Consider the following 26,315-nt stretch of genomic DNA (forward strand, 5'->3'; position numbering starts at 1 on the left):
GCGATGCCTAGAGCCCCGCAAGGATCCGCCGCACGTGCTCGGTCACGTCCGGATGGCCCAAAAGCCTCAGGTGCCCAACGTCGTCGAACACCCGTCGGCTGCGGACCGGCAACTCAGACGGAGATACGGATCGCGCCAAAGCGCTGGCGACCGGGACCAGCCCGTCCCCCCAGTGCTCGTGCGCGGCCCGAGGACCACGCCGTGTCTGGCACCCGGCCACGAGATGCAAATGCACGCCGTCAAGCGACGATGGCCATGACGGCACGGCGGCGTCCCCGAGTTGGCGAATCGCGATGCTGCGAAGGCGGCCCAGCATCGCCCAAGGCGCGGAGAACCGGTTGAGCGCAAGCAGCGTCTCGATCGATGCGCCAAGCCGCTCCAGGGGAGCCCCCTCGTGCGGCGTCCCCAGGCAAACCACATGCCCGAGGCGTTGCGGCCAGCGGTGCCCATGCTCGACACCCGCGGCGATGGCGCTACGAACGACCAGCCCCCCCAGGCTGTGGGCGACCAGATGCAGGGGCCGGTCTGTACTGGCGGGCCGTAACTCGCGACGCTCCAGGATCTTTGCCAGACGGCGACCGTTCTCTTCGATCGGCCGGCCGGAGTTGTATCGCGCGTAAAGCGGTCGTAGCTCGTGGGCCATCGAGAGTGCGCGACCGAGATCGACCGCGTCCGCCGCTTCGTCCTGCCAATGGCGATCGTGCATGCACAGGCCATGGACGAAGACCACGTCACCCGCTGCGGCCGTTCGACGCGCCACGCGCGACGAACGGTGCGGATGAAGGCGCATGGGCAGCACCGTCGCCGGGGCCACCCGATCGAGCCGGTCGCCGAGGACCCCATTGAGCGCCGCTTGGACGCCCAACGGCACGGGAGGCGAAAGGCGTCGGCGGGTGTCCGACCCGAGGCGAGGCGCCAGTAGGGACAGCAGACGATCGCCGCCCTGCCCTGCAAGGCCCGCAACGCCGCGGACACTCGCGTAGATGGTCCGCGCCAGGGGCCGCCCGATCCCCCAGGGGGTGGTCGACAGCACCGCCATGTGCACGGCTTCCGCCAGCGTGGCGGCGGCGACGGTGCCGGCCACGCCGATCTGGAGCGCGCCACGGGCGGCGGCGAGGTTGCGGGTGGCGGTGGTTCGGCGCGGGCTCACCCGGACAGTAGTGCACGAAATGGCCGCGCCGTCGACGGTCGGCTTTAGCAGAGGCCGCGCCACGTATTGAACAACATCGAGCCGCGATGCGGAGTCGGCTTGCTTGAATTGTCAGGCGCTACATGCCGCCAAGAATGGCTGTACTTCTTCCAGAAACAGCTCTGGCACCTCCGCAAATGACGCGTGGCCACATGGCAGAGCTTTAAACTGCGCTGAAGGTATGCATCGCGCCGCCACCCTTCCGTCTTTTCCGGCTGGAATCACGGGATCGTGTTTGCCGAAGAGCAGCAACGTGGGTGCCTTGATCTTCGACGCAACGGTTCGAAGGTCGTTGTCCGGCGTGGCGAAGCCACGCCAGACGGCACGATTGAGCATGATCTGTGGTGCTTCGGCCTGTGTTGTCGACGCGCGCTCCAGCATGGCCCGTGTCGTGGCTGTGCGGTGTTTGAGATACAGACTTGCAAAGCGACGGGGCGAAAGAGAAAACCGGCTGCCCTGCAGCTTGCAGAAGTTGCGCGAAACCAAACTCGGGGTCGTGAATCCCCCCGGGGCAACCAGCACCAAGCCGCGGACGAGTTCGGGTGACTCTGCGGCGAGACGTGCAGCGGCATTGCCGCCAAGGGAGTTTCCAATGAAGCAAGCGGGCGGCAATGCCAGCGCTGCCAGGAACTCACGCAGGACTTGGTAAAAGAACAGCACCCCAACCCATTCAGGCTGTTGTGGAATAGCCGATTGACCGTAGCCCGGCCAGTCAAGCGCGAGAACGCGGTAGGTTTTTGAGAGCGCGGGAACAACGGCTTCAAAATCCTTGCCGTCGCCCGGGTTGGCGTGGAGCAAAACAAGCGGGACACCGTGCCCATGCTCGGTGTAGTGAACGGAGCCCGTAGGTAGCTTGATCGATGGCATGCCACCTCCTCAGCGAACGCCTGAACAACGCTGCCACTTTCGGCGAGGACGGGTCATCGCTTCAAGGGTGCGTCCGATGAAGCATTGGTTCGGTGACGCTCGACATCGCATCCCGCGGGCGGCCTGCCATTCGGGAGCGGGGCTCATGATGGGTGCTCCCATCCGGCCACGAAGGCCGACATCACGTGGTCGAGGTCGCGGGCGAGCGTCTTCGCATGGGCCTGCATCTCGGCGTGCAGGGCGCGGGGGTCCAGCCCGGCGCGGGACAACTCGCCGGCATGGCCGATCAGCCAGGCCATGAATCGCGCCGGGTCGGCCTCGAGATGGAACTGCAGCGCGAGCGCATGGCGGCCGACCATGAAGGCCTGCGTGCGGCAGCCCAAGCTGCTGGCGAGGATATCCGCGCCAGTCGGTGGGTCGAAGGCATCGCCGTGCCAATGCAGCACGTTGCACCCGTCCATGCCGTACAGCGGCGTGCCCGCTGCGGCGTCATGGACGTTGAGCATGAAGAGCCCGATCCGGGGTGCGGCATGGGCCGCACGCGGGCACCGAGCGCCGAGGCCATCAGTTGCGCACCGAGGCAGATGCCCAGCAGCGGACGCCGTTGCTCGAGCCGCCGGCGGATCAGCGCCCGCTCGTCGGCAAGGAAGGGATAGCGCGCATCGTCTTCGGCGCCGATCGGTCCGCCGAGGACGATGAGCAGGTCCGCGGCATCGATCGTCGCGGGGTCGAGAGGGTCGATGCCGACGTCGAGGGTCTGGATCTGCCAGCCTCGGGCGGTGAGCCACGGGGCCAGCAGGCCGAGGTCCTCGAAGGCGACATGGCGGAGCGCGAGCGCAGTCGGCATGCTGGCCTCGTTGGGGCGGTGTCAGGTCCTTGGTGAACAGGTTCATGGCCACGTGGGCCGGCAGGTCTACCTTACTGGTTGACTCGGCCCGGTAGCGACAGGTCACCGGAAGCGATCTTGAAGACGTCGGCAACGCAAAGCAGAGGGTTATGCACGCTCTCGTTCACGCGAAGTGCGGCGGTGACGCCGTCGAAGCTTGCGGCCTCCACCGCTCCGATGTCGTCAAACGGAACGCGAACCTCGACCGTGTCGGCGTCAAACACCGGACTCCATCCCGGACTGTCGATGAGGATGGGCAAGCCGGGCCAGGTTTTCGGCAGCCGCGGCGTCGTGCCCTCCTCGATGTCCACCACCTTCAAGGCGTTTTCGCCGCATGTCGAGTCCGGGGCGAGAACCACCCAGTGGGAGTGCCAGACGTTGCCGTCGTTCCCGAGGTTTCCGTCACCGTTCTCGTCGAAAAGCGGCGTGTCGTCGAAGTCCGGATGCGCGGTGACGGCAAACGCCAGGATCCCGGCCTTCGACGCGAAGCCGACCAGCGCACTGTCGAGCGTCGTCGGCCAGACGTAGGAGAACACGCGGCTGCCGCCCAGCGTTCCGCTGGCCGTGGGCTTCTTGTCGCCGGCCTGGCCGGAGACCGCCATGTGGAACACCGCGACGTTGCCCTCGGTGGTGACCTTCGAATGCACGATGTCGAACTCGGCTTGCACGGCGGGCTCGGGCGCGGGCTTGATGCCCTCGGTGTGTTCGCTATGCGCGACCGTCACTTGGGCGGCCAGACTCGCGGAAACGACGAGCGCTGATGCGATGGGCTTGAGGTTCATGGCGGGAATTCTCCAATGAGGTGTGGGGACACCTGCGACCACCTTGGGTGCAGGCTGAAGAACGGTTGGCCATCGCGCTGCAGGCGCGACTGCGAAGCGTCTTCTTTTCTTTGTTTTCCGTCGGCGCGTGGGGTTCAGGACGCACGGGGCACGCGACAGCCCTCGGCGTCGCAGTCGGCATCGGCCGGCTCGGCCAGCAGCCGCCCGATCCACGCCCCCAGCACCAAATCGTCGACGACGCCGAAATGCGAGAAGCGGATGCGGCCCTGGCGATCGATCAGCGTGAGGCTCGGCGTGCCGCGCCAGCCGTAGGCACGCAGCGTGCGCGGCAGCGGATCGCCGTCGTCATGGGCATCCACAAACACCGGATAGCCGATGCGGTACTCGTGCAGGAACACCGCCAGTGCCTCCGGCCGCATGGCAGCGTGGTGCTCGAACACGCTGTGCGCGCCGATGACGGCGAGGCCCTCGCCGGCGAACCGGGCGCGGGCGCGTTCGGCTTGCGGCAGGCCATGCTGCACGCAGCCGGGGCACAGCATCTGGAAGGCGTGCAGCAGCACGACGCGGCCGCGCAGGGCGGGGATGCTCGGTGCAGCGTCGGTGTTGAACCAGCGCGCGACCTGCCATTCGGGGGCGGGGGTCATGGTGGGGTCTCCCAGCCGGCCCTGAAGGCCGGCCTCATGTGGATGGACCAGCGGCCGAGCGTCATCGCTCCGACCTCTCTGAAGCGCTCTCAGGCCGCGCGACGCAGCGGCACGGCGGGGAAGTCCACCGGCACGTCGAACGCGAGGTTCAGGTAGTTGGTGAACAGGTTCAAGGCCACGTGGGCCAGCAGTTCGACCTTCTCCTCGGCGTTGAAGCCCGCGGCCTCGAGGGCCTGCCAGTCGGCGTCGGACACGGGGCCGCGCTGCTCGACCACGGCCAGCGCGAAACGCAGCGCCGCAGCGGTGCGCGCATCGGCCGAACGGCCCGACTGCGCATCGACCAGGGCCTCGGCACTGACGCCGGCCTTGCGGCCCAGTGCGGTGTGCGCAGCCAGGCAGTAGTGGCAGGCGTTGCGGTTGGCGATGGCGACGGCGACCGTTTCGGTCAGCGCGGTCGGCAGGCGGCCGCCGCCCAGGGCGCCGAACGAGCCCCACAGGCTCTGCAGGGCGGCCGGGGCATTCGCGGCGGCGCGGAACATGGCGGGCACGGTGCCGAAGGCCTGTTGGATGGCATCGAGGGTGGGCTGGCTGGCGACCGGGAGGGCCGTGCGGTCAAGGGGAAGTCGGCTCATGGAACACTCCAATAGGTTGGGGAGGGGCCCGGCAAGGCCGCCGGGGTGTTGCCAGCATCCCCGGGACAGGAGGACGATGGATCACGTTCCGTCGCGACTTCTTTGCAATGCATCCAGAACCGTCCCCGCCCGCCCTCGACCGGCTGGGCCCCCTGCTCGACCGCTTCCGCGTGCGCGCCACGCTGTTCCATGCCGGCGCGCTCTGCGGGGTGACGCGCTTCGCGCCGGAGCCGGGCCGCGCCTTCCTGCACGTGCTCCGGCGCGGCGAGCTGCAGGTGCGTCACGGGCCGGACGGCGCGCTGCGCACCGTGCCCGCCCCGGCGCTGCTGTTTTATCCGCGCGCGGTGGAGCACGCCTTCATCAACCCGCCGGAGGGCGGCGCGGATTTCGTCTGCGCGACGCTGGCCTTCGACGGCGGCGATCGCCATCCGGTGGCCGCCGCCCTGCCCGCCGCGGTGGTCCTGCCGGTGGACGCGGTGCCGGGCTTGGGCCCGACGCTGGACCTGCTGTTCGACGAGGCTGACCGCACGCGCTGCGGCAGCCGCGTGGTGCTGGATCGATTGTTCGACGTGGTGCTGGTGCAGGTGCTTCGCGCACTGCTGGCCGAAGGTCGCGAGGACGAGCGCCGCACCGGGCTGATGGCCGGCCTCGCGCATCCACGCCTCGCACCGCTGCTGACCGCGCTGCACCGCGCACCCGGCGAGGCCTGGCCGCTCGCGCGCATGGCGGCCGTCGCCGGCCTGTCGCGCAGCGCCTTCGCCGAGACCTTCGCGCGCGTCGTGGGCATCACGCCTTCGGCCTACCTCGGCGCGTGGCGCATCGACGTCGCTTGCACCGAGCTTCGCGCCGGGCGCCCCGTCGGCGTGGTGGCCGACCAGCTCGGCTTCTCCGGCGCGGCGGCGTTCTCGCGCTCGTTCCGCGAGCGGATGGGGTGTTCGCCGAGGGAATGGCGGGCGCGGGCGTCGAGCGAGACGGCGCCCTGATCAGGTCTTGGTGCTCTCAAGCGCCCGCTCGCGCTCGATGACATCGCTGCCGAAGCTCAGGCGTTTCGCGATCGGGCTGCCCGGGTCGATGACCCGCCAGAACGGCGGCACCGCGTCGCGTGGCGCGCCGGCGCACAGGTCCTCCCACGCGGACTCGGCGATCACACGCAGGTAGATCGCCGTGGTCACGGGGCACGTCGCGTCGGCGCGATGCCGTCGGGCCAATTCGTTGCGCAGGCGCACGAGGTTGCGGGTCTCCCCGGCGGGAATCGCCATCAGGTAGCGCGCCAGGATCTCGGGGCTGGCGATGAGCAGCCGGCTGCCGGCGCGGATGCCGGCGAAGTCGGCTTCGGTGGTCACCACGTGGGCGGGCTTCGCCTTGGCGATGCGCGCCTTCCACGACACGGGCTTGCTCTTCTTGCGTTCAGCCATTCGTCGTCGCCTTTCGGGACAGTTCCGCTTCAAGGTCGTCGAACCAGGCCGCGAGGAACGCGTCGGGGTCGAAGAACGCGCGGGCCATCAGCCGCCGCCAAGGATGCCGCAGCGTGATGGACTCTTCCACGCGGATGCGCAAGCCCCCGTTGGTCGGCGACCATGTCGCCGTCCACGTGCCTTGAAGGCCGCGGTCATCCTCGAACACCAACCGATAGCGATCGTCGCTTTGTTCGGTCCAGCGGAACCGCAGCACCCGGCCCCGCGCATCGGTCTCCGTCCAAGCGTTCCCGGACACCTCGACGCGGGCGATGTCCCGACGCCAACGCGGCTGGTGTTCGACGGCATCCAACACCTGGCGCAGCGTGGCCACGTCGGTGGCCAGCACCCGTTCGGCGGCATGGTGGGTGGTGTCGGGCAGGGACCGCGCCACGAACCACAACAGCCCGGGCATGACGACAAGCAGAAGCAGCAGTACGGTGGCGATCATCGGTCTCATGGGTTCGGTGCACGACGGGAGGCGCGACACCCTCCCACGACGGCGGCCCAAGACCAATAATCGGCCGAATTCCCATTGGAAATCAGCGACATGGCGCCATCGCCACCCCGCGCCACGCAGGCGCCCGGAACCCCTCTGGAGCGCCCCCGCCTCAGCATTGGCCGGAGTCGAGTCGCCTACATCGGCCCGGGGCTGGATCTCGCGCCGCACCGCAACGCCACCGCCACCGTCGCCATCGCGGTCGATGCCCCGTTCCGCCTCGGCATCGGCAGGGCGCGGATCGGGCCCGACGCCCCGCTGCATCGACTCGCGGTGATTCCGCCGGGCACATGGCACCACCTCGTTGCTGCGGGGCCGATGGTGTTCCTGTATCTCGATGCCCAAGCGGCCGACGCCCGCAGCCTCGCCGTGTTGGACCTCGACGCCTTGCCGGACGGAGCCGTCGGTGCGTTGGGGGCGCTGGCCCTCCACGGCACGGTGGACGATGTCTGCGCGGCGCTGGGACTGCCCACACCGCCCCCGCTCGAGCCGCGACTCGCCGACGCCTTGGCGCGAATGGACGAGGATCCGGAGGCCTTTGCCTCCGTCGACGCCCTGTCGAGCGCCTTCGGGCTGTCGCGGTCGCGCACGCAAGCGCTGTTCACGGCCGCCGTCGGCATGCCCTTCCGTCGCTACCGCCTGTGGCGGCGGATGGCGCGGGTCATGGCCCGGCTTCAGGCCGGCGCGACGCTGACGCAGGCCGCGATCGACGCGGGCTTCGCCAGCCCCTCGCACCTCGCGACGGCCTTCCGCACGCAGTTCGGTCTCGCGCCCAGCGCCCTGCTGGGGCGCGGGCTCCGCATCGACTGGGGGGACGGGGCTCAGCCGGGCTGACGCGCCCGCCATTCAGCCCACGCGCCGATCACGAGCAGCACGAGAGCGATGACATCGGCGATCACCACGCGTTGGATGGCCGGCTGGGCGGGGTTTTCCAACGCGGCGAGCGCAAGGAAGGACAGCACGCTGACGAACGCCGCCACATAGGCGGCAGGCCGCCACGCTGGCCAGGCCACCGACGCGATCATCCCGACGCCCAGCAGGCCGAACAGCACGGCGCGGTGCCGCAGCAGCAGCGCGAGGTCGGGGTTCTCGACGGGAATGCCGTACAGCCGGACCAGCACCTCCCCGCCGAGGACCCCGGGCAGCGGCAGCAGGTGGATCAACGCGACAAGGAACAAGGCGGCGGAAGAGACGCGGGACATCATGGCGGCAGACCGTTCGTGGACCGTGCTCAGGATCGCGCAGGAACCGGCGCCGCGCTTCCACAAACGTCCGGTCTGTCCCGGAAGTCACACGGGCATCAGGCACGGGCGCCGCGAGGCCCGGGTGAGCAGGATGGACGCCTCATCGCCAAGGAACGTCCCGGATGCGCCTCGCCCCGCTGGCCCTCGCCCTCGCCCTGCTCGTGCCCACCCTTCCTGCCGCGGCGCGCGCCGACGCGGGCGCCCCCGGATCGGTGTCGCCGAGAACCGACACGCCCCGCTGGCAGGCCCTGCCCACGGAGGCCTACCGCGGCAAGCAGGACGACATCGTGTTCGTCGACGCCGAGAACGGCCTCTACGCCAACGGGCTCGGCCGCATCTTCCGCACGACCGATGGCGGCCGACACTGGGACAAGGTGCACGACACGCCGGGCACCTACTTCCGGGCGCTCGGCATGATCGACGCTCAGCACGGCTTCGCCGGCAACATCGGGACCGACTACTTCCCCGGCGTCACCGACACCCGGCCGCTCTATCACACGTCGGACGGCGGGCGCACGTGGACGCCGGTCGACGACCCGACGGTGCTGGCGATGCGCGGCGTCTGCGCCATCGACATCGTGCACGAGCCCTTCATCAACGCCGGCGAGCTGGGCCATCGCACCGTGGTGCATGTGGGCGGTCGCGTCGGCGGCCCGGCCCACCTGCTGCGCAGCCTCGACGGCGGCGCCACGTGGTCGATGATCGACCTCTCCGCCCAGGCCGGCATGATCGTCGACGTGAAGTTCTTCGATGCGCAGCGTGGCCTCGTGTTCGCGGCGACCGACGCGGCCATCGAGCAGGCGAACGCCCTCATCCTGCGCACCGAGGACGGCGGGGCGACGTGGACGCCGGTGTACCGTTCGACGCGCGGCTTCGAGATCACCTGGAAAGGCGCCTTCCCGACCCCCGAGGTGGGCTACGCGACGATCCAGTCCTACGACCCTGACCCGGCAAGGTCGCAGCGCTACGTCGCCAAGACCACCGACGGCGGCCGCACGTGGACGGAGATGCCCCTCGTGGACGATGCCGGTGTGCGCGCGTTCGGCGTGGGCTTCCTCGACGCCGAGCGTGGCTGGGTTGGCACCAACAAGGGTGGCTTCGAGACGCGCGACGGTGGGGCCACCTGGACGGCGGTCGACCTCGGCCGCGTGGTCAACAAGATCCGCGTCCTGCACACGCCGGATGGGCCGCTGGCCTACGCGATCGGTGCCGACGTGTACCGCTTCGGCCCGCCGCTGACCGACCTGCCGGCACCGCCCGCCCTGGCGCCTGCGCCGGTCGCCAAGCCCTGAGCCACGCCGCGCGGGCGAAACCCGCGCCGGGGCCGGCGAGGCGACGCGACCCTTCTTCGCCCGCGCGCATCCTCTGGTTCGGCCTCTGGAGACCGCCATGCGCGCCCCTGTCCTTCGCCCCCTCGCCTTCCTCGCCGCCTCGGTGCTGGCGTCCGCGGGGCCGGCCCGCTATGCCATCGTCGGCACGCAGCAGGACCGCTGCTATGACATCGACGGACGAACGATCCCCTGCCCGGCGCCGGGCCAGGCGCTGGCCGGGCAGGACGCCGCATCCGGTGGACGCGCGTCGTCCTACATCGACCATGGCGACGGCACCTTGACCGATGCGGTGACCGGCCTCATGTGGGCGAAGGCCCCGATCGAGGGCGTCGCCTTCGCAGACACGGACCCGACGGCGAAGGCGAGCCGCCTCGGGGGCCACGACGACTGGCGCGTGCCCAGCCTGCGCGAGCTCTACTCGCTGGTCGACTTTCGGGGCGGCTTCACCGGCGACCCCGCCACGTCACGGCCTTACATCGACACCCGCGCCTTCACCTTCGCCTACGGCGCCGGCACCGGCCTGGGGGATGCCGCGCACGGACGACGGCCGATCGACGTGCAGGAATGGAGCTCGACCCGCTACGTGGCCCTGACGATGGGCCGCTACGACACGGTGTTCGGCGTGAACTTCGCCGATGGCCGGATCAAGGGCTACCCGGTGATGGACCCCGCCAACCGGATGCAGACGCCGCACCGCCTGGCGCTGCGCCTCGTCCGCGGGCCGACGTACGGCACCAATGACTTCCATGCCGGCGGCGAGGTCGTCGAGGACCGCGCGACCGGACTGACGTGGCAGCGCGGCGACAGCCGCACGCCCATCCCGTGGGCCGAGGCCCTCGCCACCTGCGACCGGCTCGTGCTCGGCGGCCACGACGACTGGCGCCTGCCCACCGCCAAGGAACTGCAGTCGGTCATCGACACCACGCGCGTGCCGGCGCTCGACCCGGTGTTCGATCTGTCCGATCCGGCGGCCTACCTGTGGACCTCGACCACCCACCTCGAGAGCCCGCCCCCGGCGGCGGAGACGGCGCCCTTCCATGCGCGGGGCGAGCTGGCCGTCTACTTCGCCGTGGGGCCGGCCCTCGGCAAGGTCGAATCACCGCCCGGTTCGGGGCGACGCGTGTGGATGGACGTCCATGGCGCCGGTGCGCAGCGCAGCGACCCGAAGACCGCAACGCCGGGCCAGTGGCCGGGCGGCTTCGGCCCTCAGGGCGACGACATCCGCGGGGCGAACCTCGCAAAGTGCGTGCGCCGGACAGGCTGAAGGGCGGATCGAGGCCTGCGCGCCTTGGCGTCACCAACCACGCACGACCGGCGCGACGATGTCCGCGGCCGGCGCGAAGGCGCCGGGGGGCTGGAAGTCGGTCATGCCGTCGATGGCGAGCCGCGACCAGCCGTGGACCACGGTCCAGATCGCATTGGCCCGCTTGAGCAGGTCGATCTCGTCGAGGATCCCCGGGGCCGACGCGGCCGCCGTGGCCGCCACTAGCCGGCCGAAACAGGCCATCGCCGCCTCGTGCAGCGGGGAGTGCTCCATCAGCGCGGGCTTGTCGATACCGAACATCACCCGGTAGAGATGCGGGAACTCCACGGCGAAGCCGGTGTAGAGGTCGCAGAGCCGGATCAGGCGTTCCTTGGCATCGGGTTCGCTGTAGGCATCGAAGCGCTCCGTCATCTGGACGAAGCCAGCGGCGGCCACTTCCGCGAGGATCTCGTCCTTGGATGCGAAGTGCCGGTACGGCGCGTTGGCCGTCACCCCGGCCCGCTTCGCCAGTTCCCGGAGGCTCAAGGCTTCATAGGCGCCCTGATCCAAGGCCTTCCGGGCGACCTGCAGGATGGCCTCGCGGAGATTGCCGTGGTGGTAGGCGTTTCGCGGTTTCCTGACGGATGTCGGCATGGCTTGACGATAGCGAGAAACAGGAGTGTACACTATCCACATTGTGGACATTGGACACTTTATGCGCCAGCGCGCCCTGCCCCGTCGCCTTGCCGCGTGGATCGCGGCCTCCCTCGTCATGGCGGGCTGCTCCGCCGACCCGGACCGTCGCGCCGAGGCCTCGGCCTCGACCGCGGTGCCGGTCGTGGTCCAGACGCCGCGGCCGGCCTCCACGTTGCTTCCTGTGCCGGCGATCGGCCGCCTCGAGCGCGCCGAGGAATCGACGCTCGGCTTCCTCTCCGGCGGCGTGGTCGATCGCATCGACGTCGATATCGGCGACGTCGTGCGCAAGGGCCAGGTGCTCGCGACGCAGACCCCGACGACCGTCGATGCCGCGCTCCAGCAGGCGCAGGAGCAGCAGGCGCAGGCCCAACGCGACCGGGAACGGGCCGCCGAACTGGTGCAGAAGCAACTGCTGCCGCGCCAGGTCCTCGACGACGCCACGACCCGCCTCATCGTGGCCGAGGCCCAGGTGCGCAGCGCGGTGTTCGCCGCCCGCAACGCGCGGATCGTCGCGCCGGCGGACGGGGTGGTCAGGCGGCGCCTCGCCGAACCCGGCGAAGTCGTCGGCGCCGGTGCGCCCATCCTCGTGGTGAGTGGCGGCGATGCGGGATGGCGGCTGCGCGCGACGGTCGCGGACCGCGACGGCCTGCGCCTCCGCGTCGGCGATCGGGCGAGCATCCGCATCGACGCGATCGGCGGCCTCCCGTGGCCGGCGACCGTGTCGCGGATTGGCGGTGAAGCCGACGCGGCGAGCGGCGGCATCGCCGTGGACCTCGCGCTTTCGGCTCCCGCCGGCGAGGGCGCCGCGGCACTGCGCAGCGGCCTCGTGGCCAGCGCGCGGATCGATGCATCCGCCGACACGGGACTCGCCGTGCCGACCTCGGCCCTCGTCGCCATCGAGGACGGACGGGGGCGCGTGTTCGTCGCGAGGGACGGCCGGGCGGTGCCGCTCGACCTCCGACTCGCGGAGGTCGGGTCCGAGCACGTCCGCGTGCTCGAAGGCCTGGACGCGAACGACGCGGTGGTGGTGGAAGGCGCCGCCTACCTCGCCGAAGGCACCCCGGTTTCGACCTTGAGCGACGGTGCGCCGTGAGCCCCTGGTCCTTCGCCGTCCAGCGCTGGCAGTTCACCAGCGTCGCCCTGCTCCTGCTCGTGGCCCTGGGCGCCTTCGCCATGGCCTCCATCCCGCGCCAGGAGGACCCCACCTTCCCGATTCCGCTCACCACGGTGGTGGTCGTGTATCCCGGCGCCGATCCGATGGACGTCGAGCGCCTCGCCATCGACCCGATCGAAGACGCCCTCGCCGAGCTGGAGGACGTCAAGGAGATCCGCTCCACCAGCGAGAGCGGGCTTGGCGTCATCCAGATCGAATTCGAGTGGACGGTGACGCCGGACGACAAATACGACGAGGTGGTCCGCGAGGTGAACGCACTCCGCGGATCGCTGCCGGCGGGCGTGCGTGACATCACCTTCCGCAAGGCCAACCCCGGCCTCGTGAACATCCTGCAGGTCGCGCTGGTCGCACCGGCCCTCGACGGTCGGCGCCTCAAGCAGTTGGCCGACGATCTCGAGGAATCGCTGGAAAGCGTGCCCGGCATCCGCCGCGCGGAGTCCTGGGGCTTTCCCGCACCGGAAGTTCGCGCCACGCTCGATCTGCCGCGCATGGCCGCGCTGGGCATCGACGTGGCCACGGTCGATGCCGCGGTGGCCGGCGAGGGCGCAAGCATTCCCGGCGGCGCGGTCGACGTCGGCCAGCGCCGCTACAACCTCAAGGGCACCGGCGACTACGCCAGCGTCGAGGCCATCGCGAACACGGTGGTCGCGACACGCAACGGGCGCCCCGTGCTGCTCCGCGACATCGCCGACGTGCGATGGGCCACCGAGGAACCGACCTACCTCGCGCGCTACAACGGCGAGCGCGCGGCCTTCGTCACCGCCAACATGAAGGACGGCTTCAGCATCTTCGACGTCCAGGCCGGACTCGACCGGCGGCTGGCCGAGTTTCGCGCCACCCTGCCCCCGGGCGTCCGCCTCGAGGTCGGCTTCGAGCAGGCGGACAACGTCGCCCATCGCCTGAGCCGCCTTGGCTTCGACTTCGGCATCGCGCTCGCACTGGTCTCGATCACCCTGCTCCCCCTCGGGTTCCGCGCCGCCGGCATCGTCATGGTCGCCATCCCGCTGTCGCTGGCCATGGGCGTGGCCGCGCTGTGGTTCCTCGGCTTCTCGCTGAACCAGATTTCGATCGCGGGCTTCGTCGTCGCGCTCGGCCTGCTGGTCGACGACGCCATCGTCGTGGTCGAGAACATCGCGCGGCACCTGCGTGAAGGCGCCGACCGCGTGCGCGCCGCCATCGATGGCACGCGGCAGATCGCGTTGGCCGTCCTCGGCACCACGGCGGTACTGATCCTCGCCTTCCTGCCGCTGCTCAACCTGCCCGAAGGGGCCGGCAAGTTCACGCGCGGCCTGCCGCTGGCCGTGGTGATGACCGTGGCGGCCTCGCTGCTGGTGGCATTCACCGTGGTGCCATTCCTCGCCAGCCGTTTCCTGCCGCGCGAATCGCACGGCGAGGGCAATGCCCTGCTGCGTGGCCTGAAGTCGGCCATCCACCGCGTGTACGCCCCGGTGCTGGCCAAGGCGCTGGTCGCCCCGAGGCGGGCGCTGCTGCTCTGCACCGCGCTGTTCGTCGCGTCGCTGGCTCTCGTGCCCTTCCTCGGCTTCTCACTGTTCCCGGCCGCCGACAAGCCGCAGTTCCTCGTCAAGATCGACGCCGCGGAAGGCGCGTCGCTGGGCTCGACCGATCGGGCCCTGCGCTTCGTCGATGGCGTGCTGGCCGGGACGCCTGGCGTGGTCCACCGCATGGCGAACCTCGGCCGCGGCAACCCGCTGATCTACTACAACGAGTTCCCCGAGGAGACGAAGACCACGGTCGGCGAGGTGTTCGTCTCGCTCGATCGCTGGGACGGCGCCCGCTCCGAGGCACTGCTCGAAGACCTGCGCCGGCGTTTCGCGGCATATCCCGACGCGCGGATCACCGTGGCGCAGTTCCAGAACGGCCCGCCGATCGAGGCCCCGATCGCGGTGCGCGTGGTTGGCCCCGACCTGGCGACGCTGTCCACGTTGGCCCGCGACGTCGAAACGACGCTGGTCGCCGTTCCGGGCGTGCGCGATGTCGACAATCCGCTGCGCCTGCCGCGCATCGACCTCGATCTCGGTTTCGACACCCTCGAGGCGGGCCTGCTCGGTGTGCCGAGCCTCGACCTCGACCGCATGACGCGCCTTGCTACGGCCGGCGTCGAAAGCGCGCGGTTCCGGGATGAACGCGGCGACGACTATGCCGTGCAGCTGCGACTGCCGACCGGCGCCCATCCGACGCCCGAGGTGCTGGCCGACCTGTACTTCACCAGCCGCAGCAGCGGCGCGGCGATCCCCTTCCGGCAGCTGGCCGAACCCCGGCTCGTGAGCGGCCCGAGCGAGATCCAGCGCCTCGACCGCGAGCGAATGGTCACGGTCACGGCGAATGTGCGGCAGGGTTTCGTGTCGGGCGATGTCTCGGCGGCCGTGTACCGGGCGCTGGACGCGAAGGACTGGCCCGCGGGCTACCGCATCGAGGCCGGCGGCGAGGCAGAGGCAGCCGCCAGCAGCCTCGGTGGGCTCGGCACCGCGGTGATCATTGCCACCTTCGGCATCCTCGCCGTGCTCGTGCTCGAGTTCGGCAGCTTCCGCAGCACGCTGATCGTCCTCGGCGTCGTGCCCTTCGGCATCCTCGGCGCCCTGGTCGCCCTGTTCCTCGCCGGCTACCCGCTGAGCTACATGGCGATCATCGGCTTCGTCGCGCTCGTCGGCATCGAGACCAAGAACAGCCTCCTGCTCGTCGACTTCACCAACGAGCTGCGCCGCGAAGGCCTGCCGCTCGACGCCGCGATCGCCAAGGCCGGCGAGCAGCGCTTCCTGCCGGTGGTGTTGACCTCGGTGACGGCCATCGGCGGCCTGCTGCCTCTGGCCGTGAGCGGCTCGGCGCTCTATGCCCCGCTGGCCATCGTGCTGATTGGCGGCCTCGTCAGTTCGACGCTGCTTTCGCGGGTGGTCACGCCCCTGATGTACAAGCTGCTGCCGCCAGCCATCGACGTCGACGTGCCACCGATCCTTTCGTCCCCACCGACGGCGGGCGTGGCTTCGGGGCGCTCGAACCCGATGGGCTGACGGAAGGCGTGCCCCGGCCGGCCGGGGCCACCCCCATTCCGGGCGCGCGATCTTGCTTGGCGTCAGCGCCAGACGTGGGCGTGCCCGCGGACGAAGTCGGCGAACCGCCGGGGCGGACGTCCCGTCAGGGTCTGCACGCCGTCGGCGATGCCTGCGCCCCAGCCGTTGCGCACGATCGCGTTCAGGCTGGTCAGCCAGTCGACGACGGCGGGCGGCATGCCGGACGCCGCCATCGCATCGCGGGCGGTGTCCAGAGGCACGTCGACGTACTGCACGGGACGACCGAGTTCCTGCGAGATGAGCGCCATCTGCTCCGCCTCCGTCAGCGCCTCGGGGCCGGTCAGGTCGTAGGTGCGGCCCGAATGCGCGGCGGGGTCGGCCAACACCACGGCCGCGGCCGCCGCGATGTCGCGGACATCGACCACCGCCATCGCGCCTTCGCCGTGCGCGGCGTAGAGCGTGCCGGCGCGGATCGCCCCGGCGTTGAAGTTCACGTGGTTCTGCATGAAGAAGGTCGGCCGGAGGATCGTCCACGGCAGCCCGCTCTGCATGACGAGACGGTCGATCTCGCCCTGCACTCGGGCGATCGCCATCGGACTGTCCGGGTCGGCGCCCGCGCCCGAGGAACGCACCACGTGGCGGATGCCCGCGTCACGGGCGGCCTGCAGCGCGTTCGCGGCCCACGCGAGCATGTCGGGGGCCAAGGGCAGCAGCAGGAACAGGGTGTCGAAACCACGCATCGCCTCGGCGAGCGTGTCCGGCCGGGCGAAGTCGCCGACCACCACGGGCGCGGGCGAGGCCTCGCTGGAGGGCTTCGAACGGAGCGCCGTGACGTCGGCGCCCTGGCGGAGGAGTTCGGCCACGAGGGCCGAGCCGATGGTGCCGGATGCGCCGGCGACGAGGATGCGATGGCTCATGACGATGTCCTTGCGGGTGTTGGGGTGGCAGGCATCCTGATCCGCTCGGGGAAAGACAGAAAGCCATAGAATGGAAGTTCATCTTCAACCTGAATTTGAAAATGAGCGCCCCCAAGCTCCAGCGTCTGGTTGCCTTCGTCGAGTCCGCGGCGAACGGTGGGTTCAGTGCGGCCGCACGGCGCCTCGACCTCACGCCCGCGGCCGTCAGCAAGAGCGTGCAGCGGCTCGAGGACGAGCTCGGCCTGCGCCTGTTCAAGCGTTCGACGCGCCAGTTGCGCCTGACTCCGGAAGGCGAACGCTTCCTCGCGCAGGTCGCCCCCGGCCTTCGACAGCTCGATGAGGCGGTGGCCGAGATGGCGCAGGACGCCAGCCTGCCGCGGGGCCGCGTGCGCATCTCCGCGCCGCCGGGGTTCGGGCGCCGCTATGTGCTGCCCTGCCTGCCGTCCCTCGCCGCGCAACACCCGCAACTGGACATCGAACTGAGCCTCGAGAACCGCAAGGTCGACCTGATCGGCGAGGGCTTCGACATCGGCGTGCGCGGCGGAACCCTCGAAGATTCAGGCCTTGTCGCACGCCGTGTCGCACGCCTGCCCCTCGTACTGGTGGCGTCGTCCACCTACCTCCGCCGGCACGGCGCTCCGCCTTCCGCCGACGCTCTTTCCAGCCATCAATGCATCGGCATACGCCTCGATGGCGGCGCCGAGATTCCGTGGCGGTTCCGCCGCGGCGACCGCAGCCACGATCTCCGCCCTCGGGGCGTGCGCCTGTGGCTCTCCGACCCCGAGGCCGCGCTCGACCTCGCGCTGGCCCACGGCGGCATCGCCCAGGTGGGCCTGCACCACGCGATGCCCGGCCTGCGCAGCGGGCGGCTGAAGGCCTTGCTCCTCAACGAGCATGACCCCGGCGACCGCGAGATCGCCGTGCACTACGCCCACCGGCAATACCTCGCCCCGCGCGTCCGGGTGGTCGTCGATGCGCTCGTGGACGCCCTCGCCGGCCACGACGATCTGCAGGTCGCACCCGGCCAACTCCCTGGTGCCTGGGTCGCGGGTTGAGCGCCGGTCGGGACAACCTGCTCATGCGCTGCGCCGTGAAGGCGAGCGCGTGAACCCGCGAGGCTTGGCATCGGCGGTCAAGTTTCTGCCGGCTCGGCCGATTCTGACTTCGATCCGAGAGGAACCATGACGACATGGACCCGATTTCCGCTGCCATCGTCCGCAGCGCGACGGCGCTCTCACAGGCGCAACTCAACCAGCAGGTGAGCTATGCCGTGCTTCGGAAGGCGATGGATGCCGAAGCCAGCACCGCCGCGATGCTGTTACAGGCCATTCCGCAACCGCCCCCGATGAACGGCACGAGCGGCGGCCTGGTGGACACCTACGCCTGATCGTGGTGGAAATGCCGGCGGAAGGCCACCTCGCTTTCGCGTGGCGCGCCAAGTTCCTGCGCGTGCCGGTGGCCGGCGTAGACGGCGTGAACGATCATGCCCGGGGCCTGGGCGTCGCCGATGCAATCGACCGTCACGATGCCTGCATCGCGCCATTCGGGCTCGCGCTCGCGCAGCGCCAGGTACAGGGCATCCTCGGGTGACCGGGCGGTGACAAGCAGCACCGCGTCGCAGGCGAGGTGCTCCTGACGACCTGTCCAGACGTCTTCCAGGGTGACGCGGCCGGACTCGGCGGCGACGAGGTTGACCGACACCCGGGTTGCCACATCGAGGGCTGCCAGTCGCTTTCGTACGTGGCGGTACTCGAGGGTGTGACCACCCCAGGCGCCAACCACATCGTCAGGCGTGGCCAGAACGACAGGGTTGCCGCGTGCACGCAGGGCCTCCGCGGCCACGCCGGCGTAGTAACCGTAGTCGTCATCGAAGACCAGCACGCGACCCTCGGGCCAGCGGCCATCCATGAGGTCATCCAGCGTAAACACCGGCGGATGTGCCGACACCGCAAGCTTCGCCGCGACAGGATCGGCCACGCTGATCGCGCCGCCCAGTGCGGCGATGCCCAGGCCATTGCTGCGACCGTAGCCGTCACGGCGCCAATGGCAGCCGGTGGCGATCACCACGTGCTCGGCGCCGAAATCCAGTACGTCCTGCACACCCAAAAGCGAATCGAGGTAAATGGCCACGTTCGCCATCTTGCGGATCTGCCCCAGCCGCCAGTCGCGCACGCGGGCCCACTCCGCCAGACCCGGCAGTCGCGCTTCGCGCGTCACGCGCCCGCCAAGCTCACGGCGTGCTTCGGCGAGACTCACTTCGTAGCCGCGCTGTCCGAGTGCCCTCGCCGCTTCCAGTCCCGCCGGTCCGCCACCGACGACGAGCACCCTCGCCTCGCGATGCTTGGGCGCGATGCGCTCCGGGTGCCAGCCCTTGCGCCACTCCTCGCCCATGCTCGGGTTTTGCGTGCAGCGGATCGGCGAGATGGTGTTGTCCCCGGACACACAGACGTTGCAGCCGATGCACTCGCGGATGTCGTCGACGCGGCCTTCCTCGATCTTCTTCGGCAGGAAGGGGTCGGCGATCGAAGGCCGCGCCGCACCGATGAAATCGACGATGCCGCGGCGGATCTGCGACACCATCGTGTCCGGCGAAGTGAAGCGCCCGACGCCGACCACCGGCTTGGTGGTGGTGCGCTTCACGAAGTCGACGAAGGGCTCCTGCGCGCCCTCCCCCGCGAACCGCGAGGGCACGGAATCGTTGTACCAGGCCGCGACGTTGACGTCCCAGAGGTCGGGCAGCTCGGCCAGCATCGCGACGATGTCGCGCGCTTCGGCGAGCTCCACCCCTTCGGGCCCCAGCATCTCCTCGGTGGCGAAGCGCAGGGCCACGCCGCAGCGGTGGCCCACGGCCTCGCGGGTGTCCTCGAGCAGTTCGCGCAGCAGGCGCACGCGGTTTTCCAGCGAGCCGCCGTATTCGTCGCTGCGGTGGTTGCGGCGCCGCTGCAGGAAGTGCATGGCCAGCGACAGATCGTGCGCGGCATACACGTACACCACGTCCATGCCTGCCCGCATCGCCCGCACCGCGGCCTCGCGATGCCAGCGCCGGTACTCGCGGATGTCGGCCTTGTCCATCGCCCGCGCCTGCGTCGGGTAGCCGTACTTCGAGGGCTGGTGCGAGGGCGCGATCAGCACTTCGCGCGAAAACAGGTTCGAGGCGGTAGGGCCGTTGTGCGTCAGTTCGATGGCTGCGAGCGCGCCGTGCGCGTGCACCTTGTCGGCCATCAGCGCCAGCGCGGGGATGTCCCGGTCGTCCCAGAGCCGCGCCTCGACGAAAGGCGTCAAATCACCGCTGGGGTGGATCTCGCATTCCTCGGTGCTGATCACCGCCCAGCCGCCCTCGGCCTTCACCTCGCGCATGGCGGCGTGGGCCAGGGGCATCGCATGGCCCATGCCATTGCAGTGCGGCACCTGGAAAAAGCGGTTCTTCGCCACCACCGGGCCGATGGCCATCGGGGTGAACAGCACGTCGTAACGCGGGTCGCGCATGGGCCCTCAGCCCTCGCCCGCCGCGGCGTAGGCCGCGCGCAGCAGGCTCTGGAAGTGCCATACCCCGCTCTCGCGTTTGGGGCACAGGCGCCCGGCCTCGTAGGTCCCGGAGGCGAGGCCCCTCTGCACGGCCTCGCAGATACCGATGTCCTCTTCCTGCACCTCGTGGCTGAAGTCGCGATCGGCGGCGATGCGGGCCTGCGCCTGCGCGTCATCGACGTAGTAGTAGTCGAACTCGACGCGGCAGCGGTCGGGCCCGAGCGGCAGGATCCGGTTCGTCTGCAGGCGCCCCGGCATGATGTTGAGCATCACGTTCGGGTAGACGAAGTAGTAGAAGGCATCGCCATCGCCATACATCGCACCACCGTTGCGGATCGGCGAATGCTGCAGGGAGTGCCAGGCCCCGAGCTCGGTGTCGTAGGCGCGGTAGTCGAGCACCCTCGACAACCCCGGGTGCACGTGCGGCAAGTGGTAGCCCTCGAGGAAGTTGTCGACATACACCTTCCAGTTGCAGGCGATGTCGTAATGCTCGCGGCGCAGGAAACGCATGGCCGACAGGTCGATCGGGGCGATGCGCTCGGCGATGCCGGCATACACCTCGTCGAAAGGGGGCGTCTCGGGATCGATCGCCACGAACACCAGCCCCTGCCATTCGTGCACGCGCAACGGCGGCAAGCGGATGGCGTTGACGTCGAAGTCCTCCGCGCCCTGCATTTCCGGTGCGGACCTCAGCTGGCCGTCGAGCCCGTAGCTCCAGCCGTGGTACTTGCAGTGCAGCGCCCGCGCGCCCTTGCCGTTGCAAAAGGCCAGCGGCCCGGCCCGGTGCCGGCAGACGTTAGGAAAGGCCCGCAGCACGCGGTCGCTCCCCCGCACCACCAGAACCGGGACGGCTCCCACCTGTTCGACCACGTGGTCACCGGGCTCGGACAACAGGCCCTGATGGGCCACCAGTTGCCAACTGCGTGCAATCACCGCACGGCGGTCCAGCCGCAGCGCCCCTTCGCCGACGTAGTACGAGGCAGGCAGGGTGATTGCCCGCGGCAAAGCGATGTCGGTGTACTTCCCCATGGCGCTCTCCAACGCGCGCGCCTCACCGGTCGGACGCCGCGCTTCGAGCCTAACGCAGCGTCGCCTATCGAAGCGGCCTCGAGCAGTCGAAAAAACAAACGGCTCACATTGCTGCGAGCCGTCGGAATCAGCGTGAGCTGGCGTCCCCACGGGGATTCGAACCCCGGTCGCCTCCGTGAAAGGGAGGTGTCCTAGGCCTCTAGACGATGGGGACGTTTAGAGGGTTCAACGAAGAAGTGGTGGAGCTAATCGGGATCGAACCGATGACCTCTACAATGCCATTGTAGCGCTCTCCCAGCTGAGCTATAGCCCCACCGATTCAGGAGAGGCGCGCATCATATTCAGCAGGATCGGCTTCGTCAAGCGTCTGTCGTCGATGGATTCGATTCGACGTCATCTTCGGCCCGGCGGTCCAGTGTCGACCGGGCATGCCCGAGGCTCTCAAGGTACCCCAACCACTTGCTCAGGAAGCTGTTCATGCGCAGCCGGTGGCCCATCATCACCTTCGGCGAGGGGCGCAACCCGAGAACGTCCTGCCAGTGTCGGCCCATGTAGCAGTTGGTGGCCTCCGCCTGCCGCGAATCGAGATAGGCGCGCAGCATGGCCGACGGATCGGGGGCGCCGGTGACCGGGTCGGTCATCGCATAGGAAAGCCGCAGCTCCACCGTGTGGGCGTGGCGGGCGAGGACGTCGATATGCACGTCGAGGCCGTCACCCACCCGCGAAACATGCCGGCCGACGGGCGCCCGTTTGAGGTCGATGATCCGGTCGATCCGTTCGAAATTCTCCCCATAAAGCCCCATCAGCCACGCGAAGCGGCCGATGGCAGGGTAAGGAAGCTCGCTGCGGTTCTGGCGCATCGCGGCAATGTAGAGGCGCCCTCCCCCGCCGACAAGCTCAGAAATGGCTGCGCTGGAAGCCGAACTGGGCAACGATCTTCGAGGCGATCTCCTCGATCGACGTGTGCGTGGTGCTGAGCACCGGGATCTGTTCGCGTTTGAACATCCCTTCCGCGATGGCCACCTCGCGACGACAGACGTCCAACGTCGCATAGCGCGAGCCCGGCTTGCGCTCCTCACGGATTTTTTGCAAGCGCTGCGGGTCGATGGTGAGCCCGAACAGCTTGCGCCGATGTCGACGCAGTTTCTCCGGCAGGCGGTCCGACTCGAGGTCCTCCGGCGTCAGCGGGTAGTTCGCGGCGCGAAGGCTGTAATGCAGCGCGAGGTACAGGCACGTGGGGGTCTTTCCAGAGCGCGACACGCCGACCAGCAGGACGTCGGCCTCGTCGTAATCGAGGTCGGTCCCGTCGTCGTGGGTCAGTGCGAAGTTGGTCGCGTCCATGCGGCGCTCGTAGGCATCGAAATCCACGAGGGCATGCGCCTGGCCCACCTTGGGCGTCCACGGCTGTCCCAACGCCTTCTCCAGCCGCGGCATGAAGGGCTCGAAGACATCAAGCACCAGCGCGCCACTGGTCGCCAGAACGCGGGTCATGTCGCCATCGACGATCGTATTGACCACGATCGGCTGGCAACCATGGCGGTCGCCGGCGGCGCGAATCGTCTCCGCCGTTTGCCGCACCTTCTCCAGCGTGTCGACGAATGGCAGTCGCTGGCGTTGGAACTCCTGCCCGCCGAACTGGGTGAGCAGGCTGTTGCCGATGGTTTCGGCGGTGATGCCGGTGCCATCGGAGACAAAGAAGACAGGGCGAATCGACATGGGTGGTTCCGCTCAATGGCGCCAGGCCCCGATTCTGCTTCGAAATCGGCGGGAATGGGCCCCTCGTGAAGAACGCGCTTGTCCCGCGGGCCTGCGGCCCGGAAAATAAGCCTTTCCCCTCGCGGTGTGCCGGAGCTGCCTTGAACGCCCACGTCCTTTGGCTGAACGACCTTCGTCTGACCGATCTTCCGCAGGTGGGGGGCAAGAACGCCTCGCTCGGCGAAATGATCGGCAACCTCGCCCAGCTGGGCGTCTCCGTGCCGGGCGGCTTCGCCACCACCGCCGACGCGTTCCGCGAGTTCATCGCCGAGAACCACCTGCACGAGCGCATCTACTCGAAGCTGGGCACTTTGGACGTCGAAGACGTGGATTCCCTTGCGGCGGCCGGCAAGGAGATCCGCGGCTGGGTCATCGACGCCCCGCTGCCGAAGGCGCTGGACGCTGCCATCCGCGACGCGTACGTGCGCATGTGCGGGGACGCCGGCGCCGCCGAAATCTCCGTTGCCGTCCGCTCCTCGGCGACGGCGGAGGACCTGCCGGACGCCAGCTTCGCCGGCCAGCAGGAAACCTTCCTGAATGTCTCCGGTGCCGACGACGTCGTGCACAAGGTGAAGGAGGTCTTCGCCTCGCTGTACAACGACCGTGCCATCGCCTACCGCGTGCACCACGGCTTCAAGCACGAGGACGTGTTCCTCTCGGCCGGCGTGCAGCTGATGGTCCGTTCGGACGTCGGCGCCTCGGGCGTGCTGTTCACGCTCGACACCGAATCCGGCTTCCGCGACGTGGTCTTCGTCACCGCCAGCTACGGCCTCGGCGAGACGGTCGTGCAGGGCGCCGTGAACCCCGACGAGTTCTACGCCTACAAGCCGAACCTCGAAGCCGGCCGCCCCGCCATCCTGCGCCGCACGCTCGGCAGCAAGCAGATCCGGATGGTGTACTCGAAGACGCCGGGCGAGCGCGTGCGCAACGAGGACACGCCCGCCGAACTGCGCGGCCGCTTCTCGCTCTCCGACCATGACGTCGAGGAGCTGTCGCGCCAGGCGCTCGTCATCGAGAAGCACTACGGCCGCCCGATGGACGTCGAGTGGGCGAAGGACGGCATCACCGGCAAGCTCTACATCGTGCAGGCCCGCCCGGAGACGGTGAAGTCGCGCGCCCGCGCCACCCAGATCGAGCGCTTCCGCCTGCAGCAGCGTGGCGAGGTGCTGGCCCAGGGCCGCGCCATCGGCCAGAAGATCGGCTCGGGCATCGCCCGCGTGATCCGCAGCGTGGCCGAAATGAACAAGGTGCAGCCCGGCGACGTGCTGATCGCCGACATGACCGACCCCGACTGGGAGCCGGTGATGAAGCGTGCCGCCGCCATCGTCACCAACCGCGGCGGCCGCACCTGCCACGCCGCGATCATCGCGCGCGAGCTCGGCGTGCCGGCGGTCGTCGGCACCGGCGACGCGCTCAAGGTGATCCCGGACGGCACGCCGGTGACGGTGAGCTGCGCCGAGGGCGACACCGGATTCATCTACGCGGGCCAGCTGCCCTTCGAGAAGGTCGTTGCCGACCTCGACAAGATGCCGCCTGCCCCGCTGAAGATCATGATGAACGTGGGCAACCCGGAGCGCGCCTTCGACTTCGCGCAGCTGCCGCACCAGGGCATCGGCCTCGCCCGCCTCGAGTTCATCATCGCCCGCCAGATCGGCGTGCACCCGCGCGCCCTGCTCGAGTACGACAAGCAGCCAGCCAACATCCGCGCGCAGATCGACCCGCTGATCGCCGGCTACGCCGATCCGGTGAGCTTCTACGTGGAGCGCCTCGCCGAGGGCATCGCCACGCTGACGGCGGCCTTCGCGCCGCACCCCGTCATCGTGCGCCTGTCGGACTTCAAGTCGAACGAGTACGCCAACCTGATCGCCGGCGCGGCCTACGAGCCGCACGAGGAGAACCCGATGATCGGGTTCCGCGGCGCCTCGCGCTACATCCACCCGGACTTCAAGGACTGCTTCGCGCTCGAGTGCCGCGCCGTCCGCAAGGTGCGCGACGAGATGGGCCTGAAGAACCTGTGGGTCATGATTCCCTTCGTGCGCACGCTCGAGGAAGGTCAGGCGGTCATCGACACCTTGGCCGCCAACGGCCTCGTGCAGGGCAGCCAGTCCGGCAACCCGGACGGACTGAAGGTCATCATGATGTGCGAGGTGCCGTCGAACGCCCTGCTGGCCGACGAGTTCCTCGAGATCTTCGACGGCTTCTCGATCGGCTCGAACGACCTGACCCAGCTGACGCTCGGCCTCGACCGCGATTCCGGCATCGTCGCCAACCTGTTCGACGAGCGGAACCCCGCGGTCAAGAAGATGCTGTCGATGGCCATTTCGGCCGCGCGCGCCAAGGGCAAGTACGTCGGCATCTGCGGCCAGGGCCCGAGCGACCATCCCGACCTCGCCGAGTGGCTGATGGACCAGGGCATCGAGTCGGTATCGCTGAACCCGGACACCGTCGTCGACACCTGGCTGCGCCTCGCCCAGCACAAGAAGGGCTGAGCGCGGTGACGCCGATCCTGCCGACCTCGACCGCGGAAGCGTTCGGGCTCTGGGCCAAGGTCCAGGCGCGCCTTGCCGAGGCCGACTGGATGGGGCTGCTGGAGGACTGGGGGCTGAAGCTGCTGTCGGTCGTGCTGATCCTCGGCGTCGGCCTGTGGCTGTCGCGCAAGTTGAGCAAAGGCATCGAGCGCGCCCTGCTCAGGGCGAACGTCGACCCGATGCTTGGCAGCTTCCTGCGCAATATCACCTACTTCGCCGGCGTGATCGTCGTCGGAGTGGCCGCGTTGACGCAGCTGGGCGTGCCACCCGCCTCCCTCCTCGCGGTTCTCGGTGCGGCCGGCCTTGCCATTGGCCTTGCACTCAAGGACTCGCTGTCGAACTTCGCTTCCGGCGTGATGCTGATCCTCCTTCGCCCCTTCAAGTCGGGGGATTTCGTCCAGATCGCCGGGCTGGAGGGGACGATCGAGCAGGTGCGGGTGTTCCAGACCCAGATGCGCACCATCGACAATCGCGTGATCGTGTTGCCGAACAGCCAGATCACCACGGCACCCATCGTCAATTTCACGGGACGCCCGACGCGACGCCTCGATCTCGTGGTCGGTGTGGGCTACGACGACGACCTGTCCGCGGCACGCAGCGCCCTGCTGGACGTCGCCGGTGCGAGCGAGCGCGTCCTGAAGGATCCCGCCGCCGACGTGCTGGTGTCGTCGCTCGGCGAGAGCAGCGTGAACCTCACGCTTCGTGCCTGGGTTCCGACCAACGAGGTGCTGGTCGCGAAGAGCGAGCTGCTCGAGGGCATCCACCGCGAGCTGCGCCGGCGCGGCCTGTCGATCCCATTCCCGCAGCGCGACCTGCACGTTTACCACCATGGCACGCCATCGAGCGGCCTACCCGCCTCGGTCCGGGACGCGCTCGACGACGGCGACCACTGAG

27 protein-coding genes and 2 tRNA genes are annotated in these 26,315 nt (G+C 69.4%); 11 read left to right on the top strand and 18 right to left on the bottom strand.

The genetic code is table 11. The annotated features are described in order from the left end of the window. Positions 1-7: 7 nt before the first annotated feature. The 4 genes from ACYVAK_RS09065 to ACYVAK_RS09080 all read right to left on the bottom strand — a co-directional run bounded on the left by ACYVAK_RS09065 (position 8) and on the right by ACYVAK_RS09080 (position 2,735). Positions 8-1,150, bottom strand: a complete 1,143-nt coding sequence (locus ACYVAK_RS09065; RefSeq protein WP_461060095.1) for a PGAP1-like alpha/beta domain-containing protein — start codon at positions 1,148-1,150, stop codon at positions 8-10. Positions 1,151-1,261: 111 nt separating this feature from the next. Continuing rightward, a complete protein-coding gene (locus tag ACYVAK_RS09070; RefSeq protein ID WP_461060097.1) occupies positions 1,262-2,056 on the bottom strand; it encodes an alpha/beta fold hydrolase in 795 nt (264 codons plus the stop codon). A gap of 143 nt (positions 2,057-2,199) precedes the next feature. Further along, positions 2,200-2,355, bottom strand: coding sequence for a hypothetical protein (locus tag ACYVAK_RS09075; protein ID WP_461060099.1), 156 nt, complete (start codon positions 2,353-2,355; stop codon positions 2,200-2,202). Beyond that, on the bottom strand, positions 2,343-2,735 hold the full coding sequence (locus ACYVAK_RS09080; protein ID WP_461060534.1) for a glutamine amidotransferase-related protein: 393 nt from the start codon (positions 2,733-2,735) through the stop codon (positions 2,343-2,345). Before ACYVAK_RS09080 ends, ACYVAK_RS09075 begins: the two co-directional genes overlap by 13 nt. Here ACYVAK_RS09080 and ACYVAK_RS09085 point away from each other — a divergent pair. Beyond that, the gene (locus ACYVAK_RS09085; protein WP_461060564.1) at positions 2,625-2,939 is read left to right on the top strand and encodes a hypothetical protein; all 315 of its coding nucleotides are present in this window, start codon (positions 2,625-2,627) and stop codon (positions 2,937-2,939) included. The two genes, ACYVAK_RS09080 and ACYVAK_RS09085, sit on opposite strands and share 111 nt — an antisense overlap. Positions 2,940-2,974: 35 nt before the next feature. On the opposite strand, the gene ACYVAK_RS09090 is transcribed toward ACYVAK_RS09085, so the two are convergent. The 3 genes from ACYVAK_RS09090 to ACYVAK_RS09100 all read right to left on the bottom strand — a co-directional run bounded on the left by ACYVAK_RS09090 (position 2,975) and on the right by ACYVAK_RS09100 (position 5,000). Continuing rightward, on the bottom strand, positions 2,975-3,724 hold the full coding sequence (locus ACYVAK_RS09090) for a hypothetical protein (protein ID WP_461060101.1): 750 nt from the start codon (positions 3,722-3,724) through the stop codon (positions 2,975-2,977). A 134-nt stretch (positions 3,725-3,858) separates the two neighbouring features. Further along, on the bottom strand, positions 3,859-4,368 hold the full coding sequence (locus ACYVAK_RS09095; RefSeq protein WP_461060103.1) for a thioredoxin domain-containing protein: 510 nt from the start codon (positions 4,366-4,368) through the stop codon (positions 3,859-3,861). Positions 4,369-4,457: 89 nt separating this feature from the next. Continuing rightward, the gene (locus ACYVAK_RS09100; protein WP_461060105.1) at positions 4,458-5,000 is read right to left on the bottom strand and encodes a carboxymuconolactone decarboxylase family protein; all 543 of its coding nucleotides are present in this window, start codon (positions 4,998-5,000) and stop codon (positions 4,458-4,460) included. A gap of 107 nt (positions 5,001-5,107) precedes the next feature. Between ACYVAK_RS09100 and ACYVAK_RS09105 the strand changes: the two genes are divergently transcribed. Next, positions 5,108-5,983 carry a helix-turn-helix transcriptional regulator gene (locus tag ACYVAK_RS09105; RefSeq protein ID WP_461060107.1) on the top strand — a complete coding sequence of 292 codons (876 nt, stop codon included), beginning with the start codon at positions 5,108-5,110 and terminating at the stop codon, positions 5,981-5,983. Here ACYVAK_RS09105 and ACYVAK_RS09110 read toward each other — a convergent pair whose 3' ends face one another. Next, complete coding sequence (locus ACYVAK_RS09110; RefSeq protein WP_461060109.1) at positions 5,984-6,415, bottom strand: hypothetical protein; 432 nt, start codon at positions 6,413-6,415, stop codon at positions 5,984-5,986. It lies immediately after the preceding gene. Then, positions 6,408-6,905, bottom strand: coding sequence for a hypothetical protein (locus tag ACYVAK_RS09115; protein WP_461060111.1), 498 nt, complete (start codon positions 6,903-6,905; stop codon positions 6,408-6,410). The genes ACYVAK_RS09110 and ACYVAK_RS09115 overlap by 8 nt, the downstream gene beginning before the upstream one ends. A gap of 99 nt (positions 6,906-7,004) precedes the next feature. Here ACYVAK_RS09115 and ACYVAK_RS09120 point away from each other — a divergent pair, with 99 nt between their 5' ends. Continuing rightward, a complete protein-coding gene (locus tag ACYVAK_RS09120) occupies positions 7,005-7,787 on the top strand; it encodes an AraC family transcriptional regulator (RefSeq protein WP_461060113.1) in 783 nt (260 codons plus the stop codon). Here ACYVAK_RS09120 and ACYVAK_RS09125 read toward each other — a convergent pair. Continuing rightward, a complete protein-coding gene (locus ACYVAK_RS09125) occupies positions 7,775-8,158 on the bottom strand; it encodes a hypothetical protein (protein ID WP_461060115.1) in 384 nt (127 codons plus the stop codon). The genes ACYVAK_RS09120 and ACYVAK_RS09125 overlap by 13 nt on opposite strands. 161 nt (positions 8,159-8,319) lie before the next feature. Between ACYVAK_RS09125 and ACYVAK_RS09130 the strand changes: the two genes are divergently transcribed. Continuing rightward, positions 8,320-9,489, top strand: a complete 1,170-nt coding sequence (locus ACYVAK_RS09130) for a WD40/YVTN/BNR-like repeat-containing protein (protein ID WP_461060118.1) — start codon at positions 8,320-8,322, stop codon at positions 9,487-9,489. A gap of 97 nt (positions 9,490-9,586) precedes the next feature. Beyond that, a complete protein-coding gene (locus tag ACYVAK_RS09135) occupies positions 9,587-10,792 on the top strand; it encodes an Lcl C-terminal domain-containing protein (RefSeq protein WP_461060120.1) in 1,206 nt (401 codons plus the stop codon). A 30-nt stretch (positions 10,793-10,822) separates the two neighbouring features. On the opposite strand, the gene ACYVAK_RS09140 is transcribed toward ACYVAK_RS09135, so the two are convergent. Beyond that, positions 10,823-11,425: a TetR/AcrR family transcriptional regulator gene (locus tag ACYVAK_RS09140; protein WP_461060122.1), complete on the bottom strand. Its 603-nt coding sequence runs from the start codon at positions 11,423-11,425 to the stop codon at positions 10,823-10,825. Positions 11,426-11,486: 61 nt separating this feature from the next. On the opposite strand from ACYVAK_RS09140, the gene ACYVAK_RS09145 reads away from it, so the two are divergent. Together ACYVAK_RS09145 and ACYVAK_RS09150 are read left to right on the top strand one after the other, a co-directional pair. After that, on the top strand, positions 11,487-12,560 hold the full coding sequence (locus ACYVAK_RS09145; protein ID WP_461060124.1) for an efflux RND transporter periplasmic adaptor subunit: 1,074 nt from the start codon (positions 11,487-11,489) through the stop codon (positions 12,558-12,560). After that, entirely contained in the window at positions 12,557-15,667 is a 3,111-nt protein-coding gene (locus ACYVAK_RS09150) for an efflux RND transporter permease subunit (RefSeq protein WP_461060127.1), read from the top strand. The genes ACYVAK_RS09145 and ACYVAK_RS09150 overlap by 4 nt, the downstream gene beginning before the upstream one ends. Positions 15,668-15,729: 62 nt before the next feature. On the opposite strand, the gene ACYVAK_RS09155 is transcribed toward ACYVAK_RS09150, so the two are convergent. Then, positions 15,730-16,584, bottom strand: coding sequence for an NAD(P)H-binding protein (locus ACYVAK_RS09155; protein WP_461060129.1), 855 nt, complete (start codon positions 16,582-16,584; stop codon positions 15,730-15,732). A 101-nt stretch (positions 16,585-16,685) separates the two neighbouring features. Between ACYVAK_RS09155 and ACYVAK_RS09160 the strand changes: the two genes are divergently transcribed. Together ACYVAK_RS09160 and ACYVAK_RS09165 are read left to right on the top strand one after the other, a co-directional pair. Beyond that, the gene (locus ACYVAK_RS09160; RefSeq protein ID WP_461060131.1) at positions 16,686-17,639 is read left to right on the top strand and encodes a LysR substrate-binding domain-containing protein; all 954 of its coding nucleotides are present in this window, start codon (positions 16,686-16,688) and stop codon (positions 17,637-17,639) included. Positions 17,640-17,773: 134 nt separating this feature from the next. Further along, positions 17,774-17,971: a YjfB family protein gene (locus ACYVAK_RS09165; RefSeq protein WP_297866241.1), complete on the top strand. Its 198-nt coding sequence runs from the start codon at positions 17,774-17,776 to the stop codon at positions 17,969-17,971. Here ACYVAK_RS09165 and ACYVAK_RS09170 read toward each other — a convergent pair. The 6 genes from ACYVAK_RS09170 to ppsR form a co-directional block, all read right to left on the bottom strand. Next, complete coding sequence (locus ACYVAK_RS09170) at positions 17,962-20,070, bottom strand: oxidoreductase (protein WP_461060133.1); 2,109 nt, start codon at positions 20,068-20,070, stop codon at positions 17,962-17,964. The genes ACYVAK_RS09165 and ACYVAK_RS09170 overlap by 10 nt on opposite strands. A 6-nt stretch (positions 20,071-20,076) precedes the next feature. Next, the gene (locus ACYVAK_RS09175) at positions 20,077-21,138 is read right to left on the bottom strand and encodes an aromatic ring-hydroxylating oxygenase subunit alpha (protein ID WP_461060135.1); all 1,062 of its coding nucleotides are present in this window, start codon (positions 21,136-21,138) and stop codon (positions 20,077-20,079) included. 138 nt (positions 21,139-21,276) lie between these two features. After that, a tRNA-Glu gene (locus ACYVAK_RS09180) sits at positions 21,277-21,352 on the bottom strand. Between the two features lie 23 nt (positions 21,353-21,375). Continuing rightward, positions 21,376-21,451 (bottom strand) — tRNA-Ala (locus ACYVAK_RS09185). A gap of 46 nt (positions 21,452-21,497) precedes the next feature. Next, a complete protein-coding gene (locus tag ACYVAK_RS09190) occupies positions 21,498-21,998 on the bottom strand; it encodes a DUF1249 domain-containing protein (protein ID WP_461060137.1) in 501 nt (166 codons plus the stop codon). 37 nt (positions 21,999-22,035) lie between these two features. Further along, on the bottom strand, positions 22,036-22,854 hold the full coding sequence (gene ppsR / locus ACYVAK_RS09195; RefSeq protein WP_461060139.1) for a posphoenolpyruvate synthetase regulatory kinase/phosphorylase PpsR: 819 nt from the start codon (positions 22,852-22,854) through the stop codon (positions 22,036-22,038). A gap of 140 nt (positions 22,855-22,994) precedes the next feature. Between ppsR and ppsA the strand changes: the two genes are divergently transcribed. Both ppsA and ACYVAK_RS09205 read left to right on the top strand, forming a co-directional pair. Continuing rightward, a complete protein-coding gene (ppsA, locus tag ACYVAK_RS09200) occupies positions 22,995-25,382 on the top strand; it encodes a phosphoenolpyruvate synthase (protein WP_461060141.1) in 2,388 nt (795 codons plus the stop codon). Beyond that, positions 25,349-26,314: a mechanosensitive ion channel family protein gene (locus ACYVAK_RS09205; protein ID WP_461060536.1), complete on the top strand. Its 966-nt coding sequence runs from the start codon at positions 25,349-25,351 to the stop codon at positions 26,312-26,314. Before ppsA ends, ACYVAK_RS09205 begins: the two co-directional genes overlap by 34 nt. Position 26,315 lies beyond the last annotated feature (1 nt).

This window comes from Silanimonas algicola, assembly GCF_054777375.1.